The sequence below is a fragment of the Petrotoga sp. 9T1HF07.CasAA.8.2 genome (assembly GCF_002895585.1).
Taxonomy (GTDB): Bacteria; Thermotogota; Thermotogae; order Petrotogales; family Petrotogaceae; genus Petrotoga; species Petrotoga mobilis.
The window spans coordinates 39788-61339 of the sequence record NZ_AZRI01000027.1 but is presented as its reverse complement, the minus strand read 5'-3'; the positions used below and the strand labels follow the sequence as shown (position 1 = coordinate 61339).

General features: G+C 31.4%; 19 protein-coding genes and 2 CRISPR repeat arrays. Of the genes, 17 read left to right on the top strand and 2 right to left on the bottom strand.

The window, feature by feature from the left end:
- The first annotated feature begins 685 nt into the window (after nucleotides 1-685).
- The 3 genes from X925_RS05870 (at nucleotide 686) to X925_RS05860 (ending at nucleotide 3317) form a co-directional block, all read left to right on the top strand.
- Nucleotides 686-919 (top strand): DUF1232 domain-containing protein, encoded by a 234-nt coding sequence (locus tag X925_RS05870; protein ID WP_103064536.1) that lies wholly within the window; start codon nucleotides 686-688, stop codon nucleotides 917-919.
- 309 nt (nucleotides 920-1228) lie between these two features.
- Nucleotides 1229-1762, top strand: a complete 534-nt coding sequence (locus X925_RS05865; protein ID WP_121959397.1) for a hypothetical protein — start codon at nucleotides 1229-1231, stop codon at nucleotides 1760-1762.
- A 1120-nt stretch (nucleotides 1763-2882) separates the two neighbouring features.
- Nucleotides 2883-3317, top strand: a complete 435-nt coding sequence (locus X925_RS05860) for a hypothetical protein (RefSeq protein ID WP_121959396.1) — start codon at nucleotides 2883-2885, stop codon at nucleotides 3315-3317.
- 8 nt (nucleotides 3318-3325) lie between these two features.
- On the opposite strand, the gene cas6 is transcribed toward X925_RS05860, so the two are convergent.
- The gene (gene cas6, locus X925_RS05855; protein WP_121959395.1) at nucleotides 3326-4066 is read right to left on the bottom strand and encodes a CRISPR-associated endoribonuclease Cas6; all 741 of its coding nucleotides are present in this window, start codon (nucleotides 4064-4066) and stop codon (nucleotides 3326-3328) included.
- Between the two features lie 459 nt (nucleotides 4067-4525).
- A CRISPR array of direct repeats spans nucleotides 4526-5032; the repeat unit is 30 nt; unit sequence GTGTCTATCCTACCTCTAAGGAATAAAAAC.
- Nucleotides 5033-5541: 509 nt separating this feature from the next.
- On the opposite strand from cas6, the gene X925_RS05850 reads away from it, so the two are divergent.
- From X925_RS05850 to X925_RS05790, 13 genes are all read left to right on the top strand, one after another.
- Nucleotides 5542-7014 (top strand): UvrD-helicase domain-containing protein, encoded by a 1473-nt coding sequence (locus X925_RS05850; RefSeq protein ID WP_199171495.1) that lies wholly within the window; start codon nucleotides 5542-5544, stop codon nucleotides 7012-7014.
- Nucleotides 7015-7496: 482 nt separating this feature from the next.
- Nucleotides 7497-8064: a CRISPR direct-repeat array (repeat unit 30 nt; unit sequence GTGTCTATCCTACCTTTAAGGAATAAAAAC).
- 247 nt (nucleotides 8065-8311) lie between these two features.
- A complete protein-coding gene (locus tag X925_RS05845) occupies nucleotides 8312-10243 on the top strand; it encodes a DNA/RNA helicase domain-containing protein (RefSeq protein WP_146026691.1) in 1932 nt (643 codons plus the stop codon).
- Nucleotides 10244-10460: 217 nt separating this feature from the next.
- Nucleotides 10461-11021 carry a hypothetical protein gene (locus X925_RS05840; RefSeq protein WP_121959392.1) on the top strand — a complete coding sequence of 187 codons (561 nt, stop codon included), beginning with the start codon at nucleotides 10461-10463 and terminating at the stop codon, nucleotides 11019-11021.
- 38 nt (nucleotides 11022-11059) lie between these two features.
- Nucleotides 11060-11464 (top strand): hypothetical protein, encoded by a 405-nt coding sequence (locus X925_RS05835; RefSeq protein WP_103064524.1) that lies wholly within the window; start codon nucleotides 11060-11062, stop codon nucleotides 11462-11464.
- 48 nt (nucleotides 11465-11512) lie between these two features.
- Entirely contained in the window at nucleotides 11513-12640 is a 1128-nt protein-coding gene (locus tag X925_RS05830; protein ID WP_121959391.1) for a putative CRISPR-associated protein, read from the top strand.
- A gap of 71 nt (nucleotides 12641-12711) precedes the next feature.
- Complete coding sequence (locus X925_RS05825) at nucleotides 12712-14316, top strand: hypothetical protein (protein WP_121959390.1); 1605 nt, start codon at nucleotides 12712-12714, stop codon at nucleotides 14314-14316.
- Complete coding sequence (locus X925_RS05820; protein ID WP_121959389.1) at nucleotides 14294-15877, top strand: RAMP superfamily CRISPR-associated protein; 1584 nt, start codon at nucleotides 14294-14296, stop codon at nucleotides 15875-15877. The genes X925_RS05825 and X925_RS05820 overlap by 23 nt, the downstream gene beginning before the upstream one ends.
- Nucleotides 15877-16302 (top strand): hypothetical protein, encoded by a 426-nt coding sequence (locus X925_RS05815; protein WP_103064520.1) that lies wholly within the window; start codon nucleotides 15877-15879, stop codon nucleotides 16300-16302. Before X925_RS05820 ends, X925_RS05815 begins: the two co-directional genes overlap by 1 nt.
- A 6-nt stretch (nucleotides 16303-16308) precedes the next feature.
- Nucleotides 16309-17088, top strand: a complete 780-nt coding sequence (gene csx7 / locus X925_RS05810) for a CRISPR-associated RAMP protein Csx7 (protein WP_121959388.1) — start codon at nucleotides 16309-16311, stop codon at nucleotides 17086-17088.
- On the top strand, nucleotides 17081-17971 hold the full coding sequence (locus X925_RS05805; protein ID WP_121959387.1) for an RAMP superfamily CRISPR-associated protein: 891 nt from the start codon (nucleotides 17081-17083) through the stop codon (nucleotides 17969-17971). The genes csx7 and X925_RS05805 overlap by 8 nt, the downstream gene beginning before the upstream one ends.
- A 4-nt stretch (nucleotides 17972-17975) precedes the next feature.
- A complete protein-coding gene (locus X925_RS05800; RefSeq protein WP_121959386.1) occupies nucleotides 17976-18326 on the top strand; it encodes a hypothetical protein in 351 nt (116 codons plus the stop codon).
- Nucleotides 18326-19204, top strand: coding sequence for an RAMP superfamily CRISPR-associated protein (locus tag X925_RS05795; RefSeq protein ID WP_121959385.1), 879 nt, complete (start codon nucleotides 18326-18328; stop codon nucleotides 19202-19204). The genes X925_RS05800 and X925_RS05795 overlap by 1 nt, the downstream gene beginning before the upstream one ends.
- Nucleotides 19201-19512, top strand: coding sequence for a hypothetical protein (locus X925_RS05790; RefSeq protein WP_121567397.1), 312 nt, complete (start codon nucleotides 19201-19203; stop codon nucleotides 19510-19512). Before X925_RS05795 ends, X925_RS05790 begins: the two co-directional genes overlap by 4 nt.
- Nucleotides 19513-19576: 64 nt before the next feature.
- Here X925_RS05790 and X925_RS05785 read toward each other — a convergent pair whose 3' ends face one another.
- A complete protein-coding gene (locus tag X925_RS05785; RefSeq protein WP_121959384.1) occupies nucleotides 19577-20827 on the bottom strand; it encodes a hypothetical protein in 1251 nt (416 codons plus the stop codon).
- Between the two features lie 125 nt (nucleotides 20828-20952).
- Here X925_RS05785 and X925_RS05780 point away from each other — a divergent pair, with 125 nt between their 5' ends.
- Nucleotides 20953-21540, top strand: coding sequence for a hypothetical protein (locus X925_RS05780; protein WP_121959383.1), 588 nt, complete (start codon nucleotides 20953-20955; stop codon nucleotides 21538-21540).
- Nucleotides 21541-21552: the final 12 nt, after the last annotated feature.

Here is a 21552-nt window from a genome sequence, read left to right as displayed (position 1 = left end):
GAAAAGGTAGAAAGATTTAGAGAACTACTCAAACAAAAGGGTATTGGAAAAAATAAATACGCCCTGTACGTTCGCAAGTACTTTTAATTCATATAAAGAAGATGAAAATTGGACTGATTCAACAGATAATTAATTTTAATATTGAATCATACTAAGAGCTTCATAATGTGACTGCCTGTTGATAACATGAAAGTACAGTATTTTCTTCCACAAAAGATGTCTGTCGACTTCCAATAAGGTAAAAAACCCAGGCGATCGACAGATTTTTCTTCAAAACAAAAATTTTGCTAACTTGTGCTTAACGTTTTTTTCCCTAATGTTTTAGAAACACTTTCCAACTCTCATTTGCGAAGCAAATGACGTTTGTCTCTTAGTCTACCTTTAAGGAATAAGTTTTGCTGCCTTATGCAAAACACCTTTTCTTAATTCTTCAAAAATAACCTCCAAATTCTAATTTGCAAAACAAATTACACCTTCTTCATAACCATTAAGAAACAATCCCTACCAAATATAAGAACTCAACTTACCAAAGACAATTCAATTTAAAAGAGAATTATAGAAAAGCACCCCGTCTAACTGCCTGCTGATAACATGGAAACTACCATCCTAAAATTAAACTAATTTACCTTCTTTTTCACAAAAGGTTAGCAAATGCTCCGAACAAAATAAAGAGGAGGTGAGATAGTTGATACCAAACAGAAATTCTATTGAACCTTATTCCAAAAAACCTTCTGAGAAAATTACTGGTTTGATTAGTTTCATAACAATGGCTATAGTAGTTGCTCTGTTCACACTTGTTTATCTAATCAGTCCGATTGACTTTTTGCCTGGGAATCCAATAGATGATCTTGGAATCTTGGTAGCAGCTATAAGTTTTCTCAGAGATAAATTCAGTGACGTAATTGAGAATGACGATTAAAACATCAAAATGTCATTAGAATAACTTCCAACTACTCATTTCAAATATATGAACTCAACTTACCAAATATAACTCAATTTAAAAAAGAGTTATAGAAAAACTCCCCATCTAACTGTCTCCTGATAACATGGAAACTACTACCCTACATTTGAGTTAGATTATTTTCCTTCCCTTAAATAATTAATAATTGTTCCAGACAAAATATAAAGGAGGTGATACAAGCGATATCAAAGAGAAAGTCTTTGAACAAAACTACTTAAATGTTTACCGCAAAATCGTTTTGCATAAAAATTTTTGTGAGGTGATAAAATGAAAAAAGGTGTATTAATTATTTTGATAATAGGAATAGTTTTGAACTCATTTGCATCTATAACTTTAACTAGATATGATGAAGCAGAAACACCCATAGAAACTCAACAAATTAGTGATTCGAAAGGAAATCAAATAGAAGTTAGAGTAAGCTATCTTGAAGAAAAAGGCATTTTCTTTGGAGAAATGTATGTTGCTAAAGAAGACAACACAGTAGATGCTTATGTTTCTTACAGTAAAAACTACGACTTTTATACAAGTAAGATTAACTATATGAAATATGAAAAACCTGCATTATATAACACAATAAAATGGGGAATAATAGGTGGAACTACAGTAGTAACGTTTTTAATTTTCCCCCCTATGAGTTTGCCTATTGGAATTGCTTTTGGTGGTAGTGCGATAAACGCTGGTATTCTAATTCCTCCATTAGCTTCCCTTCTTGCTTTTGTCACATCCACCATGACAGCGGATGAATTCATTCAACACATCATACAAAATTATAAAGAAGAAGTATGGATTAAGTTAAATTAAAAATACTGTGAGTATGTGTTGAAAAGAACTAACAACGATCGATAAAATTTTTATAAACTATAAAGAGCGCCCTTATAGGGCGCTTTTTTGTTTTTTGACTATAGTAAATTGTTGAGCTTGTATAACAACGATATAATAGCGAAAAGTTTAAGAGAAAGTATAACTACCTATGGTTAACATGAGTGTTAAAAAGCCAAAGCTTTATTCCATAAACTTTTGACCTGATTTTTAACAATTTCTCAAATTTTCGCTTGACAATTGTAATTTTTTATGATACACTATTTTTGTTGATTTGTGCAAATCGCTTTTTGCCGCCCTGTGCAAAATGGTTTTTTGCTGATCTGTGCAAAACGTCCTTTTCATAATGCCTAAGAAAAAATTTCCTTATTCTCCTTTGCTTCGCAAACGACACTTGTGTCTTAGCCTACCTTTAAGGAATAAATTTCACTTACATGCGCGAAAATTTCCACTCGCAACGCTTTAGAAACGCTTCCAAAAATTCATTTCCCACTCTAATGACTCTTAGCTTTTAACATGCATATTAGAAATAGAAAAATAAATACTCTCACACTTTTTGACGAGCAAACACTACGGAAAACATGGCTTGCCTTGTAACTATTGTGCAGATAAAAAAACTTTAAAAAACCATTAAGGAGGAGATTTATCTGCTGCTTCTGCTACTGAAAATCTATATATTAATTAGTTTAATATCCGCCACTTTGGCTTACACTACATTACATTTTATTCCAAAACTAAAAAACAAACCAACATTCTATCAAAATCTTAAAAAAGGATTTGAACAAGAGGGAATTGCAATAAGTCAAATAAAAGTTTTTCTAATATTCCTACTAACTTTTATAACCTATAGTTTAGCTTGGTTCATTTCAATTCCAATATCTCTAATTGGCATTATTGGAAGTATAACCAAAGTTTGAAATGAGTTTGTAAAGTCGATCCCCTAATATGGAAAAAATCAGGGGATCGACAGATTTATTCTTAAAAAAAGCCCTTATTCATAACTAACAAGTCAAATAATTAATCTAGATCGGTTAATAGATAAATACTTTACTTTGATAATAACGACTTGATTCGTAAAACTCAGCTTTTAAGGAGAGATGACATGTATCTATACAATGTAGGAACAGCTGTAATTATATGGCTCATTGTTTTGGGCGCAATTAACGCTGGTATATCAAATGGATCCGTTGGTATGATTTTTTTGGGAGTGATCATTCTGATTTCAGCTATAGCCTTAGAACAAAACAGAAAGCAGAAGAATAAAGAAAAGCAAAAAAGCGAGAAAGTGGAATCAATTCAAGAAACAAAAACAAACCAAGAAGAAAGCTCGCCCTTACAAAAGACAACTCAAACAAAAAATCAAATTGTTGAAGAAAACATAATAAAACCCAATCAAACATCTAATCAAAAAGAACCAACACCAAGCAAAATAAAAGATATATTAGGAAATATTGGTTGGTTCTTTTTAGTTTTCTTTATTATTATCATTCTTAGTGCAATATTTGAATTTCTTAAATCTTTATTTGGACTTTATTAATTGAACAATCACCTAAAATTTCTAATCTTTTCTACTAAACCAAATCCCATAGAATTCCTTGCTCCAAGACCTGCATCGTATCCAATTTTTAACAAATCTGGTGACCCACTTATATAAAATTTTCCTTCCCAACCCTTTATTATAAACCCTTTATAATTGGAAATTGTCATCTTCAAATGACCATCTGAAGGTTTTATTGTAAAGTTGTCATCTTGAGGTTCGCAGCCATAGAAAGCCTCGAATTTACGTATCAAATTACTTCTTATTATCTCATTAAACTCAATATCAGCAGGTGATAAATAACGTGTTTTAGTTTTGTCGTTATCTTTTAAAGAAACGTGAGCAGTGATAGGTGATTTGGTTTCGACTTCTAAACCTTTGGAAGGTAAAAACTTACTGTACTTGATATCTTCAACTTGCACCTCTTGTCTATTTAGAAAGTATTTTTTGGTGAATAGTATCTTATCAATAATGTATTCTAAAAACTTATCATTTGGTGATGAAAGAGTAAACCAAATCTTATCCATGAAGGTGATCATTTTAGTATCTTGATTGTAGTTATAATTACCAAAAAACTTTGAGAAAGTAAACATCTTAAAAGTTGATTTATCAGCCTTAAAACCTACATCGTGCAAAAAACTTTGATAATATTCATCATTGATCCAATTGTAAATCAACGCCTGTTGATAATGATTATAATGAACTGGCAGAGAAAGATTATCGACACTTAGTTTTATAAAAAGCCTCATCTTATCACCTCGTGTATATTATAACACTTAGGAAAAAAATCTAAAATAAGATAAGAGAAAAGGTTATTGGAAGCTTACGGTTTTTCTCTATAATCCTGATGTTCGATCTGATTTTCACAACAATTTTCTTTTAAAATTGTTGATAGTGAGTATGACAAAAATACCAATTCACTAAGAAAGATGGCATTTTGTTGCCCATACAACCCCAAGTTAAACAAAAAAGCCGCCTAGATTAACTTCCAATAAACTAATATTTATCTATTTAACCTAAAACAGAAAATGAAAAAAAAAAACGTCTGTCGACCTCCAATAGGGTAAAAAACTCAGGGGATCGACAGACAAGTGTTAAAAGTCACAAGGCTTATTCCATAAGCCTTTGAATTGATTTTTAACATTTTCTCAAAGTTTTGCTTGACAAATGTAATTTTTTATGATACACTTTTTATCGTGAACCTATGGGTGTCTATCCTACCTCTAAGGAATAAAAACGAAAAAATTTATTTTTTGGTATATATATTATAGTTCAAGTGTCTATCCTACCTCTAAGGAATAAAAACTAGGATTAAAAAACGCTTTAAGCCTAATAGACTCTTGGTGTCTATCCTACCTCTAAGGAATAAAAACATGAATATATTGAGATGGTAAAGTCAGAGTTGCAATTGGTGTCTATCCTACCTCTAAGGAATAAAAACCTTGTCTTTGTAAATTATCTGGCAGATTTAACAAATGTGTCTATCCTACCTCTAAGGAATAAAAACTAGGCTTCTTTTAATATTTCTTCTATTATTCTTTGTGGGTGTCTATCCTACCTCTAAGGAATAAAAACATGAACTTAGTCAGTAGTTGAACGAAACCGAAACAAAGGGTGTCTATCCTACCTTTAAGGAATAAAAACACTAATGGGCTAAGAGTGTTGGTCTTTACAATTTTAAACCCGTGTATATCCTACCTTTAAGGAATACTTTTGCTGATCTGTGCAAAAATGCTTCTTTCATAATGTTTTAGAAATTTTTTCCTAACCTCGTTTGCCCCGCAAACGACGCGTGTGTATTATCCTACCTTTAAGGAATAAATTTTGCTGATCTCTGCAAAACGCCTTTTCAAAATGCTTTAGAATTTTTTCCTAACCTCGTTTGCCCCGCAAACGACGCTTATGTCTTAGCCTACCTTTAAGGAATAAAAAAGTATCTTCGTGTCCTACTACGGACATCGCTTCTTCTGGTATCTATCCTACCTATGAGGAACGAAATAAATTTTGCTACTTACTGGCGAAAACTTTTTTCATAATTCCTTAGAAACCCTTTCCAAACCCTCATTTACTTAGCAAACTACGCCTAAGTTTTTACCTGCTTATAAGAAAAAATAATAATAAACTATAAAGCTTTATATGAGAATGCGTTATGAAAAGGATGGTTTGTCATCTGGTTTTTGTGTATGAAAAAGTCCGGAATTTCTAAAAAATTGGAGTGATTCCTTTGCTTAAACCAACTTTAGAGCAGAAGGCTATTGTAGATGCAAATTTTAAAGACATTCTTCTTGTTAATGCTTATGCAGGAACTGGCAAAACTTCAACTCTTGTTCAATTTGCCCAAGCAAGGCCAAAAGAAAAGATACTTGTTTTGGCTTACAACCGATCCATGAAGGAAGAAGGAGAAAGAAAATTTGCTCACTTGCCCAACGTCACTGTCAAGACGATGCATTCTCTCGCCTATGGTGCCATTGGAAAGAACTATAAGGAAAGATTTGGTAAACTTCGGGCTTACGATTTAATGGACTTTTTAGATGACGTAACTAAACGTATCAGATACAAGTCAGCCTCACTACTACTTTCATATATTAGAGAGTTTGCAAATTCAGCCTACGATATGGAAGCTTATAAAGAAATAAAATATAATAAGGTCGAAAGATTTGGGAAACTAAATATAAAAACAGAGCGCTATATATTGAGTAAGCTTCCTGAAATTTGGGAAAGAATTGTAAACGATTCATCGCTTCCTTTTGAGCATGACTTCTACCTCAAACTCTATCAGCTTTCAAATCCTACTTTACCTTATTCTATTATTATGGTGGATGAGGCACAAGATATTTCAGGTGTAATGATAGATATTGTTCTTTCTCAAAAAAATGCAAAGAAAGTATTTATAGGGGACAAGTATCAACAAATTTATAGCTGGCGTGGAGCAATTAATAGTCTAGAGATGCTTTCAACAATAGATGGTGTAAAAACACTCTATCTTTCACAGTCTTTTCGTTGTAGACACGACATAGTACAAAAGGCAAATCCATATTTACAACTGCTTAATGCTTCTGTTCCCTTCAAAGGATTGTTCAAAGCTGATCAATCAGATATACAAGATCCTTTGGCTGTGATTGCTAGGACAAACGCCGGGCTTTTTGACTATGCTGTTGACGAAATAGAAAAAAACCCAAGTGTAAAATTCCACTTTGTCGGAGGCATCAACAGCTATAATTTCCAAGATTTAATTGATATTCAAAATTTAATTTTTCAAAGAAGGGAGGCCATTTACGACAAGTTTTTGAAAAATTTTGAATCTTTTGATAAACTTAGAGAATATGCACATGAAGCGAATGAAATCGATCTTGAAACCAAGATTGATATTGTTCTAAAACATAAAAACGAAAATATCAGCAAACTTGTCACAGAACTTGAAAGTAGAAGTACGTCTCAAAAAGATGCAGAAGTCATTCTCACTACCGGGCATAAATCCAAAGGCCTTGAGTGGAATAGAGTAAAAATTCTTGATGATTTTGCAAATCTTACAAGAATGCTAGAAGAAAATAGAATCATACTCAAAAAGGAAGAGATTAATTTAATTTACGTTGCTATTACAAGAGCAAAAGAAAAACTTGAGATTGATAAAGATTACATTATTAATGACTTCACGGTCGAAAAGGTAAAAAGGAACATTTTTATCGTAAAAGAATAGATTTCGAAGAACAGAGTTCATCCTTACAAAAGACAACTCAAACAAAAGATCGAATTGTTGAAGAAAACATAATAAAACCCAATCAGACATCTAATCAAAAAGATCCAACACCAAGCAAAATAAAAGATATATTAGGAAATAATAGAATTCCTTGCCCCAAGATCTGCATCATATCCAATTTCTAACAAATATGGAACCTAAATATCCATCAATTTTGCTTATATAACTTTAAGTTAAGCGAAAACACTGTTTAACTTAACTTCTAATAAACAAATATTTATCTATTTAACCTAAAAAAGAAAATGATATAAAAAAATGTCTGTCGACCTCCAATAGGATAAAAAACCCAGGGGATCGACAGACAAGTGTTAAAAGTCACAAGGCTTATTCCATAAGCCTTTGAATTGATTTTTAACATTTTCTCAAAGTTTTGCTTGACAATTGTAATTTTTTATGATACACTTTTTATCGTGAACCTATGGGTGTCTATCCTACCTTTAAGGAATAAAAACCAAAATAAAAAAAGAGAGCTGTGTTTCTAGCTCTCTGTGTCTATCCTACCTTTAAGGAATAAAGACTTCTTACTTCTTCGTTGGGCTGGATCGTTTCTAGGAAGTGTCTATCCTACCTTTAAGGAATAAAAACTAATCCTTTCTCTATCACCCCATTGGATATACTCCGTGTCTATCCTACCTTTAAGGAATAAAAACTCATCACGGATGGATACAGAGAATTAAAATCATGATAGTGTCTATCCTACCTTTAAGGAATAAAAACACATATAGTTGCCAAATTGTTCAAACGTCGCAAAATTTGTGTCTATCCTACCTTTAAGGAATAAAAACGTTCTATATTTAATTTTTCTAACAAACCTGAACTTTCTCCAGTGTCTATCCTACCTTTAAGGAATAAAAACATCGTCCTACCTCTTAATGCTTCCTGCTCTGTTTCAGTGTCTACTCTACCTTTAAGGAATAAAAACGAGAACGACTGCCAGTTCCCATAGAGTGTATAACCTAAGTGTCTACTCTACCTTCAAGGAATAAATTTTGCCGACTTGTGCAAAAAGATTTTTCAAAACGCCTTTATTAGGCGTTTTTTTATTTTAGGCATTAGCAAATTGATAAGCATATATAACATTGATTTAATAGTGAAAAGACTAAAGCATGGCATAACTGCCTCCTAATAACATGAAGGTATTTGAGATATCAACATCTATTTGAAAAGGTGGTGGTTAACAGGTTTATGGTCATAGTTAGCAAAAAATCTGAATCAGGCAAAAGGAGGTTGAAGTTTGGTGGCTAATTTTTTCCCTTCGTTTGAGGGAATAAGAGAGATGAAAGTCCCTCCCACTAAAGGTGAATGGGAGTTTCTAAATTTTTTGAAAGCATATCCAGACAAGGAATTAGAAGTCTTTTTTCAACCAAATATAAACGGAGATAATCCAGACATTGTATTAATGAAAAAATCGCATGGAGTATTAATTATAGAAGTGAAAGACTGGAATTTAGATAATTACTACATTACTCCCCCTAACAATACCAACGACAACAAAAATAGCAAAAATTTAAGAAACACTCATTGGAATTTAAACAGTGATCTGACCCCAATTTCCTCCCCTTTCCGACAAGTAGAGAATTATAAAGATACAATTTTCAACATGCACATTGAAGGGTTGGCAGAAGAGGCAATTAAAAATCCCAAAATTTATGGGGTTATAAAAACAGCTGTATTTTTTAGCAATGAAAACACCAGAAGAATAAAGGAGAAATTTAACAAATATATCACAGAGCAAAATGGGCTAATAAAAAGTGGATATAGTTATATAATCACTCAAGATCTGTTAAATAGAGATTACTTTTCAAAGGTAATGAAAGATTCTCATCTGGATTCAAACTCTAAGAGCAATTATTTTAATGACGTTCTATATGGTAAGTTTAAAAGTATTTTATACCCTTTCTTTCATTATATGGAAAATAGTAAAGATGAAATTACCTTTTCAGACGAACAATTACCAATTACCGCAAGCAGACCTGGGTCTCAAAAAATACAAGGGGTTGCTGGTTCAGGGAAAACATTAATCATGGCACAAAGAGCTATAAATGCTTATAAAAGAACTAAAAGTCCAGTTTTAATACTTACTTTCAATATAACGTTAGTCAATTATATAAAGGAAATGTTGAGTAATATACCAGAAAAATTTAAATGGAACGATTTTATAATAACTAACTACCACGAATTCTTAACCTCCCAACTGAACAATGAGTGTTTTCCAATAATTAATAAAAAAATATATAAAGATGTAAAGTTTTTTGAAAAGAATAAGAATAAATTTGAAAAGTTTCAAGCCATATTCATTGACGAAGCTCAAGATTTTGAATACGAGTGGTTTAAGATAATTAAAAATTGTTTTTTAGCAGAAAATGGTGAGTATGTAGTCTTTGCAGATGAAAAACAAAATATTTATAAAAGAAAGATGGGCCAGGATAAAAAGCCAGAAACTAACATTCCGGGGTCATGGAAGAAACTAAAGAATACGCATAGAATTAATAATGGATTCATTCAAATAATAAATAGTTTTCAGAAAGAGTTCTTAAGTAAAAAGTACATATACGAACAAATCGGAGGATATGTAGATCAACAAATACTTTTTGGCTCTTATTATTATAATTATTATTACTTAGGTGGAGAAAAGCCAAATGTAGAATATACAATTCTGAACATATTACTCAATGAATTAAAGCTGTTAAACGTGAAGTCAAAAAATGTTGGGATTCTTAGTTCCAAGGTTTGGATTCTTAGAAGGTTGGAAAAAATTCACATTGAAAATGAGAAATCACGCACACATACAACCTTTGAAGATCAAGAAACATTCGAGAAAATAGTAAAAAATCTAAAAGAACAATTCGAAGATTACAGGGATCCATACTTTAAAAAAAGATTAAAAATTGAACTTGATAAAGTTAGAAAAAGTAAGAAATACAATTTTAATTTTAAAAACAATTCAATTAAGTTAAGCACAACTCACAGTTTTAAAGGGTTAGAGCTAGATACTATATTTTTAATAATAGATTCCAAAGACAGCGAAGAAGTGATATACACAGGCATGACAAGGGCTTTAAATAACCTAGTAATCATTGATTTAGATAGAGAAAACAAGCAAATCTATAAACATTTTTTTGAATCTTACAAACCCGAACTCAAGGGCGTTTCTAAAACAATAAATTAAAAATTCAAAGCACTATAAATATGGTAACATACATGTATAATCTTAACAAATAGTCATATTGCAATATTTTATACCGAGGTATAGGTTATATAGATGACATTATAGCAGGGCTTTGGGGGGATTAATTCGTTTAGAAACATACAAAAGTCTAAAGTATGATTAATATTTTTTAATAACTGCCTGCTAATATAATGAATACAAATAAAGGAGTGATTATATGAATTTCTTCTTGTATGGATTTATTTTTGCAGGTTCGTTTATTGTTAATATGTTTGTTCAAGAAGTTATGGAAAATAATTACAAAGCTGTTTTTGAAAATGAGTATCAAAAAATTCAACAAGCAAAAATTGAATTAGAAAAATATAAGAGATATAGAGATAACCAACTTAATTACAAAATATTAATAGATAAACATTATCAATCATTAAGAAGAGCAGATAGTTTATATCAAATAAAGAATCTAATAAATAATAAAATAAGTAATCTAAAAAGTTTAGCTGATCAAATTTCAAATGAAATAAAAGTGCTAAACAAAAGAATTAACAATCTTGATTATCTTGACAAAAATCTAGAAGATGAAAAAAATAGCTTAATCCAAATGCATAGAAAGACAGTAGAAGAAATAAGAAATTTAAATTCAGAAAAAATCAAATACTGTGAAAAAGTAAAAGAAAATAATAGAATTACTCACGAATATAAAATTCTTATAAAAGAAACATGTGGACAAAGAGGAAGAGAATGGTATTACAGAAATTACACAGCAAAAGGAAGAAGATAGAAAATAGAAGATAAATAAAAAATGAAAGGAGAGTTTATATGGAAGAATCTAAAAAAATTGGTGAATTAACTAGAATAGAACCAAAAAATCAGAACTTTTTAAGAAGTATAAATGTTATTCAAAATACGTTGGATACAATAGAATCTGGTATGAGATACAATTATGAAAAGAAAAGGATAAAAGAAGAAAGCAGAGTTTTGAGAGAAAAAATAAGAAGTGATAGAATTAATTATGGTCAAGAAACAAAAAGATTGATAAATGAATCAAATAATGAAACAAAAAAGATAATAAAAAATTTAACCTATCAAGAAACAAAAGAAAAAGAAAAAACAAAAAGATATACTGCAAAATTGGATTTGGCAAAAGCATTAATACAAGAAAAGAGTCTCCCAAATACTGAAAAAATAAGAATATTTAACAGAATATTAGATGATTTAGAATAATAATTGCCTTAGGCAGCAAAAAAATTAACATAAAAGGAGGGTTTAAAGATGGTTGATACTTTGATAGCGACGGTTGGAGCTAGTTTGTATGTAAACATAAGTAAAGACGATGAGCTAAAAAAGTTGTATGAATCAGAAAGACTAGAAGAACTTGCAGATAAACTTTTAGATAACAAGATAAAGCAAGAAAATGAAAGGATGTTAGGGGCTGAGATTAACTCTGTAGAAAGCATTATAAAAGAAGGATACATTGAAGAAAGAAAAAACTTGTACTTTTTGGTATCTGATACAAAAACTGGGGAAAAAGTTGGTAAGCTTTTAGAAGCATACTTTAAATATTCAAAAGACTCTTCGTTTGAAAAAGTAGAAGTTAAGAAGATAGAAAGACTGGATGATGAAAATAGAGAAGATTTTAAAAGATATGGCTTAAAGAATCTAGTTAAAAGTATGTCTGCAATACTTAAAGAACATGGACCTTCTACGATTATAAATGCAACAGGGGGATACAAGGCTCAAATAGCATTTGCCTTGGCTCTCGGTCAAGGAATGAATATACCAGTTTATTATCAATTTGAAAGATTCCCTACTGTAATAAAACTACCACCATTACCATTAAGTCTTGATTACAAACTGTATCTTGACTACTTGTATTTTATCGATCAATTTGACGATGAGGGTTTTATTGAATACACTCCTGAGATAGCTAATCAGTACAAAGTTTTGGACGAGCGGTTAACGCCTTTGTTTAACTTCGGAGATGTCGATAACGTTAAATACATAGAATTAAGCCCTATGGGACAAGTTTTTATTGAATCTGCTAAACAATTTTTCAACCTGACAAAAAAAAATCAATTAAGCCTAAAACATAGAAAAAATGATCTTATAATGCAATATTCCAACTCCGAAGAGCATTCGAAAAAAATAATTTTAGAATTCAATTTAGAGGACAAATTTAAAAAGCTGGATTTCATAGAGAAAGTTTACGTAAAGGGCGGTAACGAAAAAGAAGTATCAGGAAAGCGTAATCAAGTAAAAATCTTTGGTGATGAAATCAAAATTATCTTAAATACAAAAAAAGGTACACTTTATCTTGGAGTCCAAACAACGGCGGAAAATGCTGAAGAAATGCTTTTGGCTAAAGAAAAGATAGAAGAGTTTATAAACAACAATTTTTGACCATTGTGTATAAATTGTGGTATAATTTTCTCAATTACGTAAAAATCATGTCAAAATCCAGGAGGTGAATCATGCCTGATATTTTCAGTAGGGAAAAGATTTATGGTATTCTAAAAAATCGTTATTCAGATCTACCAAATGATTGGATCGAGAACAACGATTTTTTCAAGCAAAAGCCTCTGACCGTTTTATCTTACGATGTGGACAGCATCAAGAATTATATCTTCAGTTCCTCTGAGTTTAAAGCTATTATAGGCGCAAGCAAGATGGTCTCAGATTACGACAAAAAAGTAACCGAGTTCTTAAGCAAAGAAAATTCTTACGTAGTTCATGCGGTTGGCGGAACAGGCTTAGCGGTAATATTAAAAGACGATTCTAAACGAATTGAGGAAGAATTAAGACAAAGCTTTAAAGAGATTGTACCAGGTGGCTTTTTAACAATTTCAAAGGTTGATTTTTATCCTTCAGAATTGATACACGGTTTAAAAAAAGTAGATTTAAACACCTCGCAATTAGAAAAAGAGTTTAATCTTAAGTTCAACAACCTCACGGAACAGACAGATTTTTATAAATTATTTTCTTTATTAGCCTCAAATATGAGGGAAGAGAAAAACTCAAAAAGTACGGAGATGAAAAGAATCACCCCTGAATTTGACCTCTGTGAAGCTTGCAACACTTATCCCGCCTCAGAAATTATCCATAGAGCAGCTGATCCTAACGAATCCAATACAATGAAAGTATGTGAAATATGCAAAAAGAAGATAGACTCAGGAGAAGAAAAAATAAAAAAAGAAAAGTTCGCAGACTCACTTTTGGACATTGACACAGAGCATGATAAAGATAAACAGACGGATTGGCTTGGGGTCATCTACATCGATGGTAACAACTTAGGAAAAGTCTATTCCCGAATAAAAACTGACAAAGAATACATAACATTATCTCAAAACATCGAAAACGCATCTGAAAGCGCTGTCAAACAAGTAATAAAAGAAAAGAATTTGGAAAACAAGTACGCCGCTCCGATCCTCGGAGGAGACGACATAATGCTTTTTGTTCCAGCAAAGCAAGCTTTTAAAATATTTTTAAGGTTAGATGAAATTCTATCTGAAAAATTCGGGAATATCGATGGCAAAGGAAACGGCATAAGTTACTGTGGGTCTATACTTTTTTGTAAAAAGAGTATGCCCTTAAAAATGATTTTTGAGGCTTCGAGCAATCTTTTGAAGCAAGCTAAGTCTAAGTTTTACAATGATTATAAAAACGGTCAAACAGAGAAAAATTACATCGCTACAAGGGTGTTATGGAACAATAGTACAGAAGTTAAAAGTGAGGAGTTTTTCAGCCCTAACAACGATATTAAAGAAATTATGGCAGAAGGAATGGAGATTAGTTATTTCAAAAGTTATCTAAAGTTGTTGGAAAGCTTAAATAGTGACGAGAAGAAGTTCTTAATAAAGGTTGTGAAGTTGATGAATGAAATCTCTCCTGTAATTAAGTTGAACATTAATTATTTCTTCGTAAAAAATATTAAAAACGTCCAACACGAACAAAGATTAAAGGAATTGTACACATATATATTTTTTCCAGAAGAAAATAGAACAAGAGTCTTAAGCTCTATAGATCTTTTAAATTTTATTGAAGAGGGGGAGAAAAATGAAAATAAAAGTGGCCATTGAAACAAAGTCCCCTTTGTTAGTTTCTGAAGAGGTTTCTAGTATCTGGAACAAATCACAAAAAAGAGACATAAACTCAGCTTACATACCAGGCTCTGCATTAAAAGGTGCTTTAAGAGAAACCGCCGATACATTGACCCCATACAAACAAGAAGTATTTAGCCTCTTTGGAATGGAAGGTTCAAAGCAAGGGAAATTACAGTTCTCTAAGATAATTTGTAAGGATCCCTCATACATTGAAAAAACACACGTAGTACTCAATAGAAAAACCAAAACCCATGCTCACAACAAGCTTTTTAGTACAAACGCATTGGCTAACGGTAATATTTTGGAAGGTTATATTTATGTCGATGGTGAATTAACCGCTAAAGAAAAAGAGTTATTGGATGGATTGACAAAAATGGTTAAGAAAATCGGTGGGATGAAATCAGCAGGTTATGGATTGGTTGATATTTCCTTTGAATATCAAGATAGTAACTCAAAAGTCGAAGTAAGTACAGATTTTGAAAATTACGCACTTCTTGTTTTAGAACCATTAGAACCTTTTTTAGCTATAAAAGAGAGATCAAAAAACTATATGTACAAATCATCAAAAATTATCTACGGTGAAACAATTAGAGGGGCTTACGCTCAAATAATTTCCAACGATCCTTTATTTGAAAAAATAGTTTTAAATGAAGAAGTAAAATTCCCAACAGTAGTTCCTTCCAAAGGAGATAAGGTAATGGCTCCATCTCCATCCACCACTATGAAAAGAAAGTACAAGAGTACTGATACAGGCATCTTCGATTTGGCTTTGGCAAAAATGGTCGAAAACAATATAAACATAGGTAGAAATTTACTGTCTTTAGAAGATATGTCGACTGATGGGGAAAGACTTGAAAATGTTGGGGGTTACCTCGATTATTTCAACAATTCAATAATTAATGTTGAATCAGATACCAAACAGTATACTCAAACTGCAGTTTCCAGGCAAACAAGAGCCACTAAAGCAGGACAGTTACGAAGTTACATCACTGAACACTTCGAAAAAATGGTTGGGATAATAAGATCCTCAAATAAAGAATATATAGAAATGCTTGCCAGGATCGATAGCATCTCCGTTGGAAATTCAAAAACTAGGGGTTTTGGAAAAATGAAGGCAAAGATAATCCCCTTACATAATCTAAAAGAGCAATTCGAAAAAAATATAAAAAGTTTCACAGAAAGTGTAAAAAGACATATAAATTCTGAGAGCACATATATTCCACTATTACTCACATCTGATCTAATAGTTCCTGTTGGTAAAGAGTTAAAAGGTCTATTTAGCGGTTTTGAGGTAAAGCAAACTATTTATCGAAAAGACACTTTTTCCTCATGGAATACTGGAACAAACAACACTAAAACTTTCTATGAAACATTAAAAGCAGGATCGGTAATCATTTTGGAATCTGAGAATGAAAATTGTATAGAAGAAATTTGGCAAATGTTTTTAGATGGTTTGGGGCACAGAACAGGAAGCGGGTTTGGAAGTTTTTTGGTAGTAGATTATTCAAAATTGAATACCGTTGGAGGTGTTAAATAATGTTGTCAGGAGAAGAAAAAACGTATCTCATAAATGAGATGAAGAAACTGATGGATGAGCATGGCAAAAAAGCTCCAAAAAATACGCAGATTAGAAAATACGCAGCTACCGCAATTAAATCAGATTGTAAAGAGGAATTTTTAAATTATCTACACTACCAAATTGGAAGAGCTTCAAATAATGATGAAAAAACTTATTTAATGATTGTTTTAGATAAACTAAATGAAATAGAAAAGAGATTTAAATCAGATGAAATGTACCTCAAAGCCTTGGGGTTATTCTTTGGTTACATGGCGAGGTATAAAAAATATCTCGATGAGATAAATCATAATCGAAATAATCAGAAATCCCCCGCAAACAACAATTATCCTAATAAAAAGAATTTTCCCCCCAACAAGACTAATGAATACGGGAAAAGGAGATGATTTTAAATGTTAGCTTTTGATAAATTTGTGAATAAGTACTATGTCAATGTAGAAATCATCGCCCAAACACCAATACATGTGGGATCAGGTGAGGAAGGTTTATCCCCATTAGAAGTCGATAACAGCGTACTAAAAGATTCACAAGGGAACGCTGTGATACCAGGTTCAACTTTGAAAGGTGTTTTTAGATCAACCTTAGAGCAAATACTAAAATCCAAAAATATCAACGTTTGTGAAGAAGAAAATGGTAAACCATGCATCGATCAAAAGGAAAGGAAGAAATATAAAACTGAAAATGAATGGTTTGCCCACATAGAAAAAAACATTTGCGAAGTTTGCAATCTTTTTGGTTCTAACTCTTTTTCTTCTAGGGTTTTTTTCAGTGATGCGATAGCAGATCAAAATCGGCAAAACATAGAAAATAGAGATGGTATAAAGATCAGAAGAGACACCGAAATAACTGCAGACAAGGCCAAATATGATTACGAGATCGTATCTGTCGGAACAACTTTTAAAACTGACATTTTGATGGAAAACGTAGAAGATTATCAAGTTGGATACATTCTATTTCTCATTGATATGGTGAACAACGGACTTGTAAGATTTGGAGGTAAAAAATCAGTAGGCTTAGGTAAGCTAAAATTTAATTATAAAATTAGCTCCATAGATTTAGAAGATATCACTCAGGGTAGATTCGAGCCCCAACCGTTAGATCCCACTAGAATAGAAGAAATAAAAAAGGCAACTTTAGATTATTTATCAAAAGCTGGTGAAAAAAATGTTTAAAACGATAAGAAATTTTCATATATTCCATCTCAAGATAACCCCCAAAAGTGGTTTTCACATAGGTTCTGGTGACATAGATATAAGTCCAGTAGCTACCGATGCACAATTTGTAAGGCTAAACACACCTTGGGGAAAAACTGTACATATACCAGGAAGTTCTTTAAAAGGTGTTTTTAGAGCAGACGCAGAAGCTTTACTTAAATCTATGGGTAAAGAAGTTTGTGAACTTTCTATAAACCGTAATAAAGATTGTGGTGACAAATTTGAGCTAAAAAAGGTTGAAAAAGCTGAAGAAATATATCCACAAGTATGTTATGCATGTAAAATGTTTGGAAACATGAAAATGGCTTCTGTTGTGAGATTTGAAGACTTCTTCCCTTTTGAAAGTGATGACGGAGATGATGAAAAAGCCAAAAAAATAAAAGAAATAGAAGAATACACTTTTGTAAGAAACGGAATTAAGATTGACAGGTTTACAGGGAGCACTGTAGGAGGTGCATTATACGACTTTGAAGTATTAAACGGTGGAAATTTTTATGGTAATGTACTTCTAAAAAATCCTGAAATTTGGCAAGTTTTGATGTTCTACAAAACGATAAACAATATAAATGATGGGTTTGTTAAAGTTGGCGGTAAAAAATCTAGAGGATTAGGAAAGTTAGATGTTGAAATCAAATCGTTGGAGATATATTCTACAAATAAAAATGCCATAACTTTCACTACATTTGAAAATGGTCGCTTTATGAACAAAAACGTTGAATTCAACTTCCAAAATGCAGAAAAGGAAGAAGATTTAATAGGTTTAAAAATCAAGATTACCAACAAAGATGAAATTAAAAGTTATTTTGATCAAATGTTGACAAAACTACCCGAAAGTTGGTGATAAGATGAATATAATATTTGATAAATTTGATAAAAAGTTAAAATGCGAAGTGATCTACAATGATTACAAAGAATTCGTTTATTTAAAGTTGACAGTGGAGGAAGCGAAAGAAATCTTTGATAAATTAAAATCCACAAACTACAAAGATTTCTACTTTAGAGCATTTGCAAAAGAATTTGACTACATGTATAATTACGGTGAAGAAATTTATGATCTGGAAAGTATAGAACCAAATGAGAAACTATGCTTAAACCCCAAGATTAAAAACTTACCCAAAACAAATGTCAATGGCGTTAAAAAGGATAATTTTCATGTTTATTTTAGGATGGGTTATATACAAGGAGATGATGATTAATGCAAGAATACGAATCTCCAAAAGGGTACTACTATGTACAGCGAAAAGAACCGTCAGCCCCTGTAGCAACGACGGTAAAACATTCCGATATATACAAAGATCCCAAATTATTCTATGGAACCTTAATTGGATACATAAAGACACTCAAGCCTCTGTGTTTCACCCAAAACTTGTTTAAATTTCAAAATGAGAAACCTACTTACTTATTGCAAAGAGAGGGTGGAAAAATTGTTCTGCCTGGTTCCCAACTAAAAGGGGCTATAAAAACATACATGCAGGCTTTAAGCGAGTCATACGATGAAGAAAACAAAAACAACTCTAACAAGGTGGATTTAGTTAATTCAATTACAGGAAGTATGGATTATTCTTCAAGGCTTCTCTTCAACGATATAATAATTGATGAAAAAAAAGCAAAAACAAAAATTATTGATGGAAAGCAACAATGGAATCAAAAACTTGAAAATCGCTACCCATCGATCCGTTTGTACAGCCACAATGATCACGAAGATTTGGATCACAAAGTTCTATTTGAGGTTTTGCCCACTAAAACGTACTTGGATTTTGAAATACTCATCAAAGGGCTGACAAAGGTTGAAATGGGATTGTTGTTTTTGGCGACGGGAATTGTTCCTAAATATCAATTTGACCTCAAAATTGGAAGGGGTAAAAACTTAGATATGGGATCAGTACGTTTTACTCCTTTAAAGTTAATTCAACCGAATAAATCATTCAAAAACACAAGAAAAGTTTACGCAGAAAAAGAGTTAGCCCAATTCATATATTCATGCGGTAATGCATATCTTAAAAATATGAGTGAAGCGAACAAAGAAAATCTTAATCAAATAATAGAAGACTCAAAAAGAAGTGATGGCAAATGACAAACAAAAAAGCGATAATAAAGGATGCCCAGAGAATCGCCGATAATTTCGCAGTAAAAATAGATGATCTTAACGGATTTATCAACACTATAAAAGGCAACATAAATTTTATTAAAAATTATGACGTTGATGAATTTTTAGCTATCAATGAAAATAAAGTAGATAAACATATCATTAGAGACCGATCAGCCTTCAAAATGCTTAAAGATGTTGTTAAAGAAAGAAAAGCCAAGTACACTAAAGAAGAACTCTTAAGTTTTTTAGGATATCTTGCTCGAGAATTAACATATTTCAAATCTAAAAGTTAATCTTAAATAAAGTCTGTTGGAACCCCGTTGGGGCCTCAACAGACTATTTTTCTTTGACTATTTTTTATGTATTAGGTTCAGCTTTTGTATTTATCAACTCAACGTATTCAGCAAAATATGAAAATTCCTGATTTTTCTTTGGATCAAAATTAAGCTTTACCTCCGGTAAAAAACTAACTTTTTTATGGGCTATGATCTCTGAAGTATCTTTCAAATTTATGAAATTATTAGATTTAAAATAAAATTCAATGTTGTTTTTTGATGTAATGAAGCCAAAGCCTCTATCTTTAAAGTATATCTTAATTGTTCCTTCTTCTTTAGGCATAAGTTCATAAAAGTATTTGTCGATCTTTTTCTTTGCCTCTTTATCTGAAACATTGAGAACTTCCTTTTCAAACTCTTGAATTACAAAATTGTCCGTAAATTTGTAACCGTATTTGTCCATTACTTTTTTAAAATAAAAGTAAAATAATTTCGAATCTTCTACCTCACCCAGCTCTCTCAAAAGATTTGAAATATACCAGAAAGATCTGTACAAAATATTAAGATTTCCATCCGTTTTAACAGATTTTATATAATACCACAGAGCTTTTTTCTTGTCTTTCTTTTTCAATGCTTCAGCAATGTATTGATCTATAATTCCATTTTTTAACTCGTTTCTGAGAATTTTAAGCCAAGTTATAGCTTCTTCTAGATCCCCACGAAGAGCCTTTGCGTGGTAATATTTACTCATATGCCAATATTTATTTTGACTATTTGCAAAGTTTGGTTTTTTTGATTCGGTTTTTTCATAAAAGCTAAGAAACCTATTGAGATCTTTTACATGTAAAAGTTTTGCAGTATAACTAACATAACTAGCTAAAATAGAATCCAAAGGCTTTTTCTCAGGATTCTTTTCGTTCGGCCTAATTTCGTTGTCTAGGTTGTCAGGATTAACCAAGGATAAATAGTAAATTTTTTGATCCGAGGAGATTTGGCTATTTTTAACGTTTTTTACGAGTAAATCTACCGTTCTTGAATACGAAGAATATTTATCAGCACCGTCTTTGTACATTTCTAAAAGTTCTTTTAATTGTTTGTAGTATTTTACATGAAAATTAGGATTATTTTTAAAATATTTGTAATATAGTACCCAAGAATATTGATTTTTTACTAAATTAATGCTTTTATCATTATTTTTTGATTCATGTGTATATTGCTCTAGGCGTCTTTTCCCTATTTTCTCAGCTTCATCAAGTTGGTTCTCCGTCCTCAACCTTTTTATTACTTGAGACAATTCATAGTTATTTAATTTATCATATTCTGACATATCCATGAAAGACCCTTCCTTTCGTTTTTTTATACTGTAATTATATTATATTTATTCACATTAATGCAAACAATTGAAGAGAGAAAGTACTACCATAATTAGTTGAAACTCAATAAAAGGAGGAATTTAAAATGGATGAAAAGTGGAAAAGTTTGATAGAAGAATATAAAGATGATTTAAGGATTCAAGTAGAATGGGCTATTGATGAAGCGTTCAATACCAACGAAGGAATTGTTGATGTTATCCTTGATGAAAACGGTAAAGCGTATATAGTCAATTCACCTTCTACTGAAACAATAGCCAGTGAAGTATCATCTGGAAAAGCTATTTATATAGGTCGTTTTGACGCCAAAGATTATGACTTTAAAAATATTATTCACAATTTAAAAGAAGAAGAGTTAAAAGACCTATTTAAAGAGTATGAGAATCAAGAGTATTTAAAAGAGTATGTTAAGTCTTACAAAGAGTTTGAAGACCCAAATTTTTTTGATACTCTACCTAAAGAAATTAAAAGCTACGCATATTGGAATATTTTCAATCGTTTAACTTATGAGTTTTACAAAGAAAATAATTTAGAATATAATTGGGACCTTGAGGCAGAACTTGAGGATGGAGGTTATATTTCTGATACACCAGTTGTATATGATATCAATGAAGATTATCAAGATCTTGAAGACTCAAATTTTGATGGTCTAATCAACGATGAGGAAGATTTTTAAGGGGTTTATTTA

Excerpts from the sequence above, each read along its gene's own strand:
- X925_RS05865 (WP_121959397.1), top strand. The coding sequence starts at position 1,229 with ATGAAAAAAGGTGTATTAATTATTTTGATAATAGGAATAGTTTTGAAC.
- X925_RS05860 (WP_121959396.1), top strand. The coding sequence starts at position 2,883 with ATGTATCTATACAATGTAGGAACAGCTGTAATTATATGGCTCATTGTT.
- cas6 (WP_121959395.1), bottom strand. The coding sequence starts at position 4,066 with ATGAGGCTTTTTATAAAACTAAGTGTCGATAATCTTTCTCTGCCAGTT.
- X925_RS05840 (WP_121959392.1), top strand. The coding sequence starts at position 10,461 with ATGAATTTCTTCTTGTATGGATTTATTTTTGCAGGTTCGTTTATTGTT.
- X925_RS05835 (WP_103064524.1), top strand. The coding sequence starts at position 11,060 with ATGGAAGAATCTAAAAAAATTGGTGAATTAACTAGAATAGAACCAAAA.
- X925_RS05830 (WP_121959391.1), top strand. The coding sequence starts at position 11,513 with ATGGTTGATACTTTGATAGCGACGGTTGGAGCTAGTTTGTATGTAAAC.
- X925_RS05825 (WP_121959390.1), top strand. The coding sequence starts at position 12,712 with ATGCCTGATATTTTCAGTAGGGAAAAGATTTATGGTATTCTAAAAAAT.
- X925_RS05820 (WP_121959389.1), top strand. The coding sequence starts at position 14,294 with ATGAAAATAAAAGTGGCCATTGAAACAAAGTCCCCTTTGTTAGTTTCT.
- X925_RS05815 (WP_103064520.1), top strand. The coding sequence starts at position 15,877 with ATGTTGTCAGGAGAAGAAAAAACGTATCTCATAAATGAGATGAAGAAA.
- csx7 (WP_121959388.1), top strand. The coding sequence starts at position 16,309 with ATGTTAGCTTTTGATAAATTTGTGAATAAGTACTATGTCAATGTAGAA.
- X925_RS05805 (WP_121959387.1), top strand. The coding sequence starts at position 17,081 with ATGTTTAAAACGATAAGAAATTTTCATATATTCCATCTCAAGATAACC.
- X925_RS05800 (WP_121959386.1), top strand. The coding sequence starts at position 17,976 with ATGAATATAATATTTGATAAATTTGATAAAAAGTTAAAATGCGAAGTG.
- X925_RS05795 (WP_121959385.1), top strand. The coding sequence starts at position 18,326 with ATGCAAGAATACGAATCTCCAAAAGGGTACTACTATGTACAGCGAAAA.
- X925_RS05790 (WP_121567397.1), top strand. The coding sequence starts at position 19,201 with ATGACAAACAAAAAAGCGATAATAAAGGATGCCCAGAGAATCGCCGAT.
- X925_RS05785 (WP_121959384.1), bottom strand. The coding sequence starts at position 20,827 with ATGGATATGTCAGAATATGATAAATTAAATAACTATGAATTGTCTCAA.
- X925_RS05780 (WP_121959383.1), top strand. The coding sequence starts at position 20,953 with ATGGATGAAAAGTGGAAAAGTTTGATAGAAGAATATAAAGATGATTTA.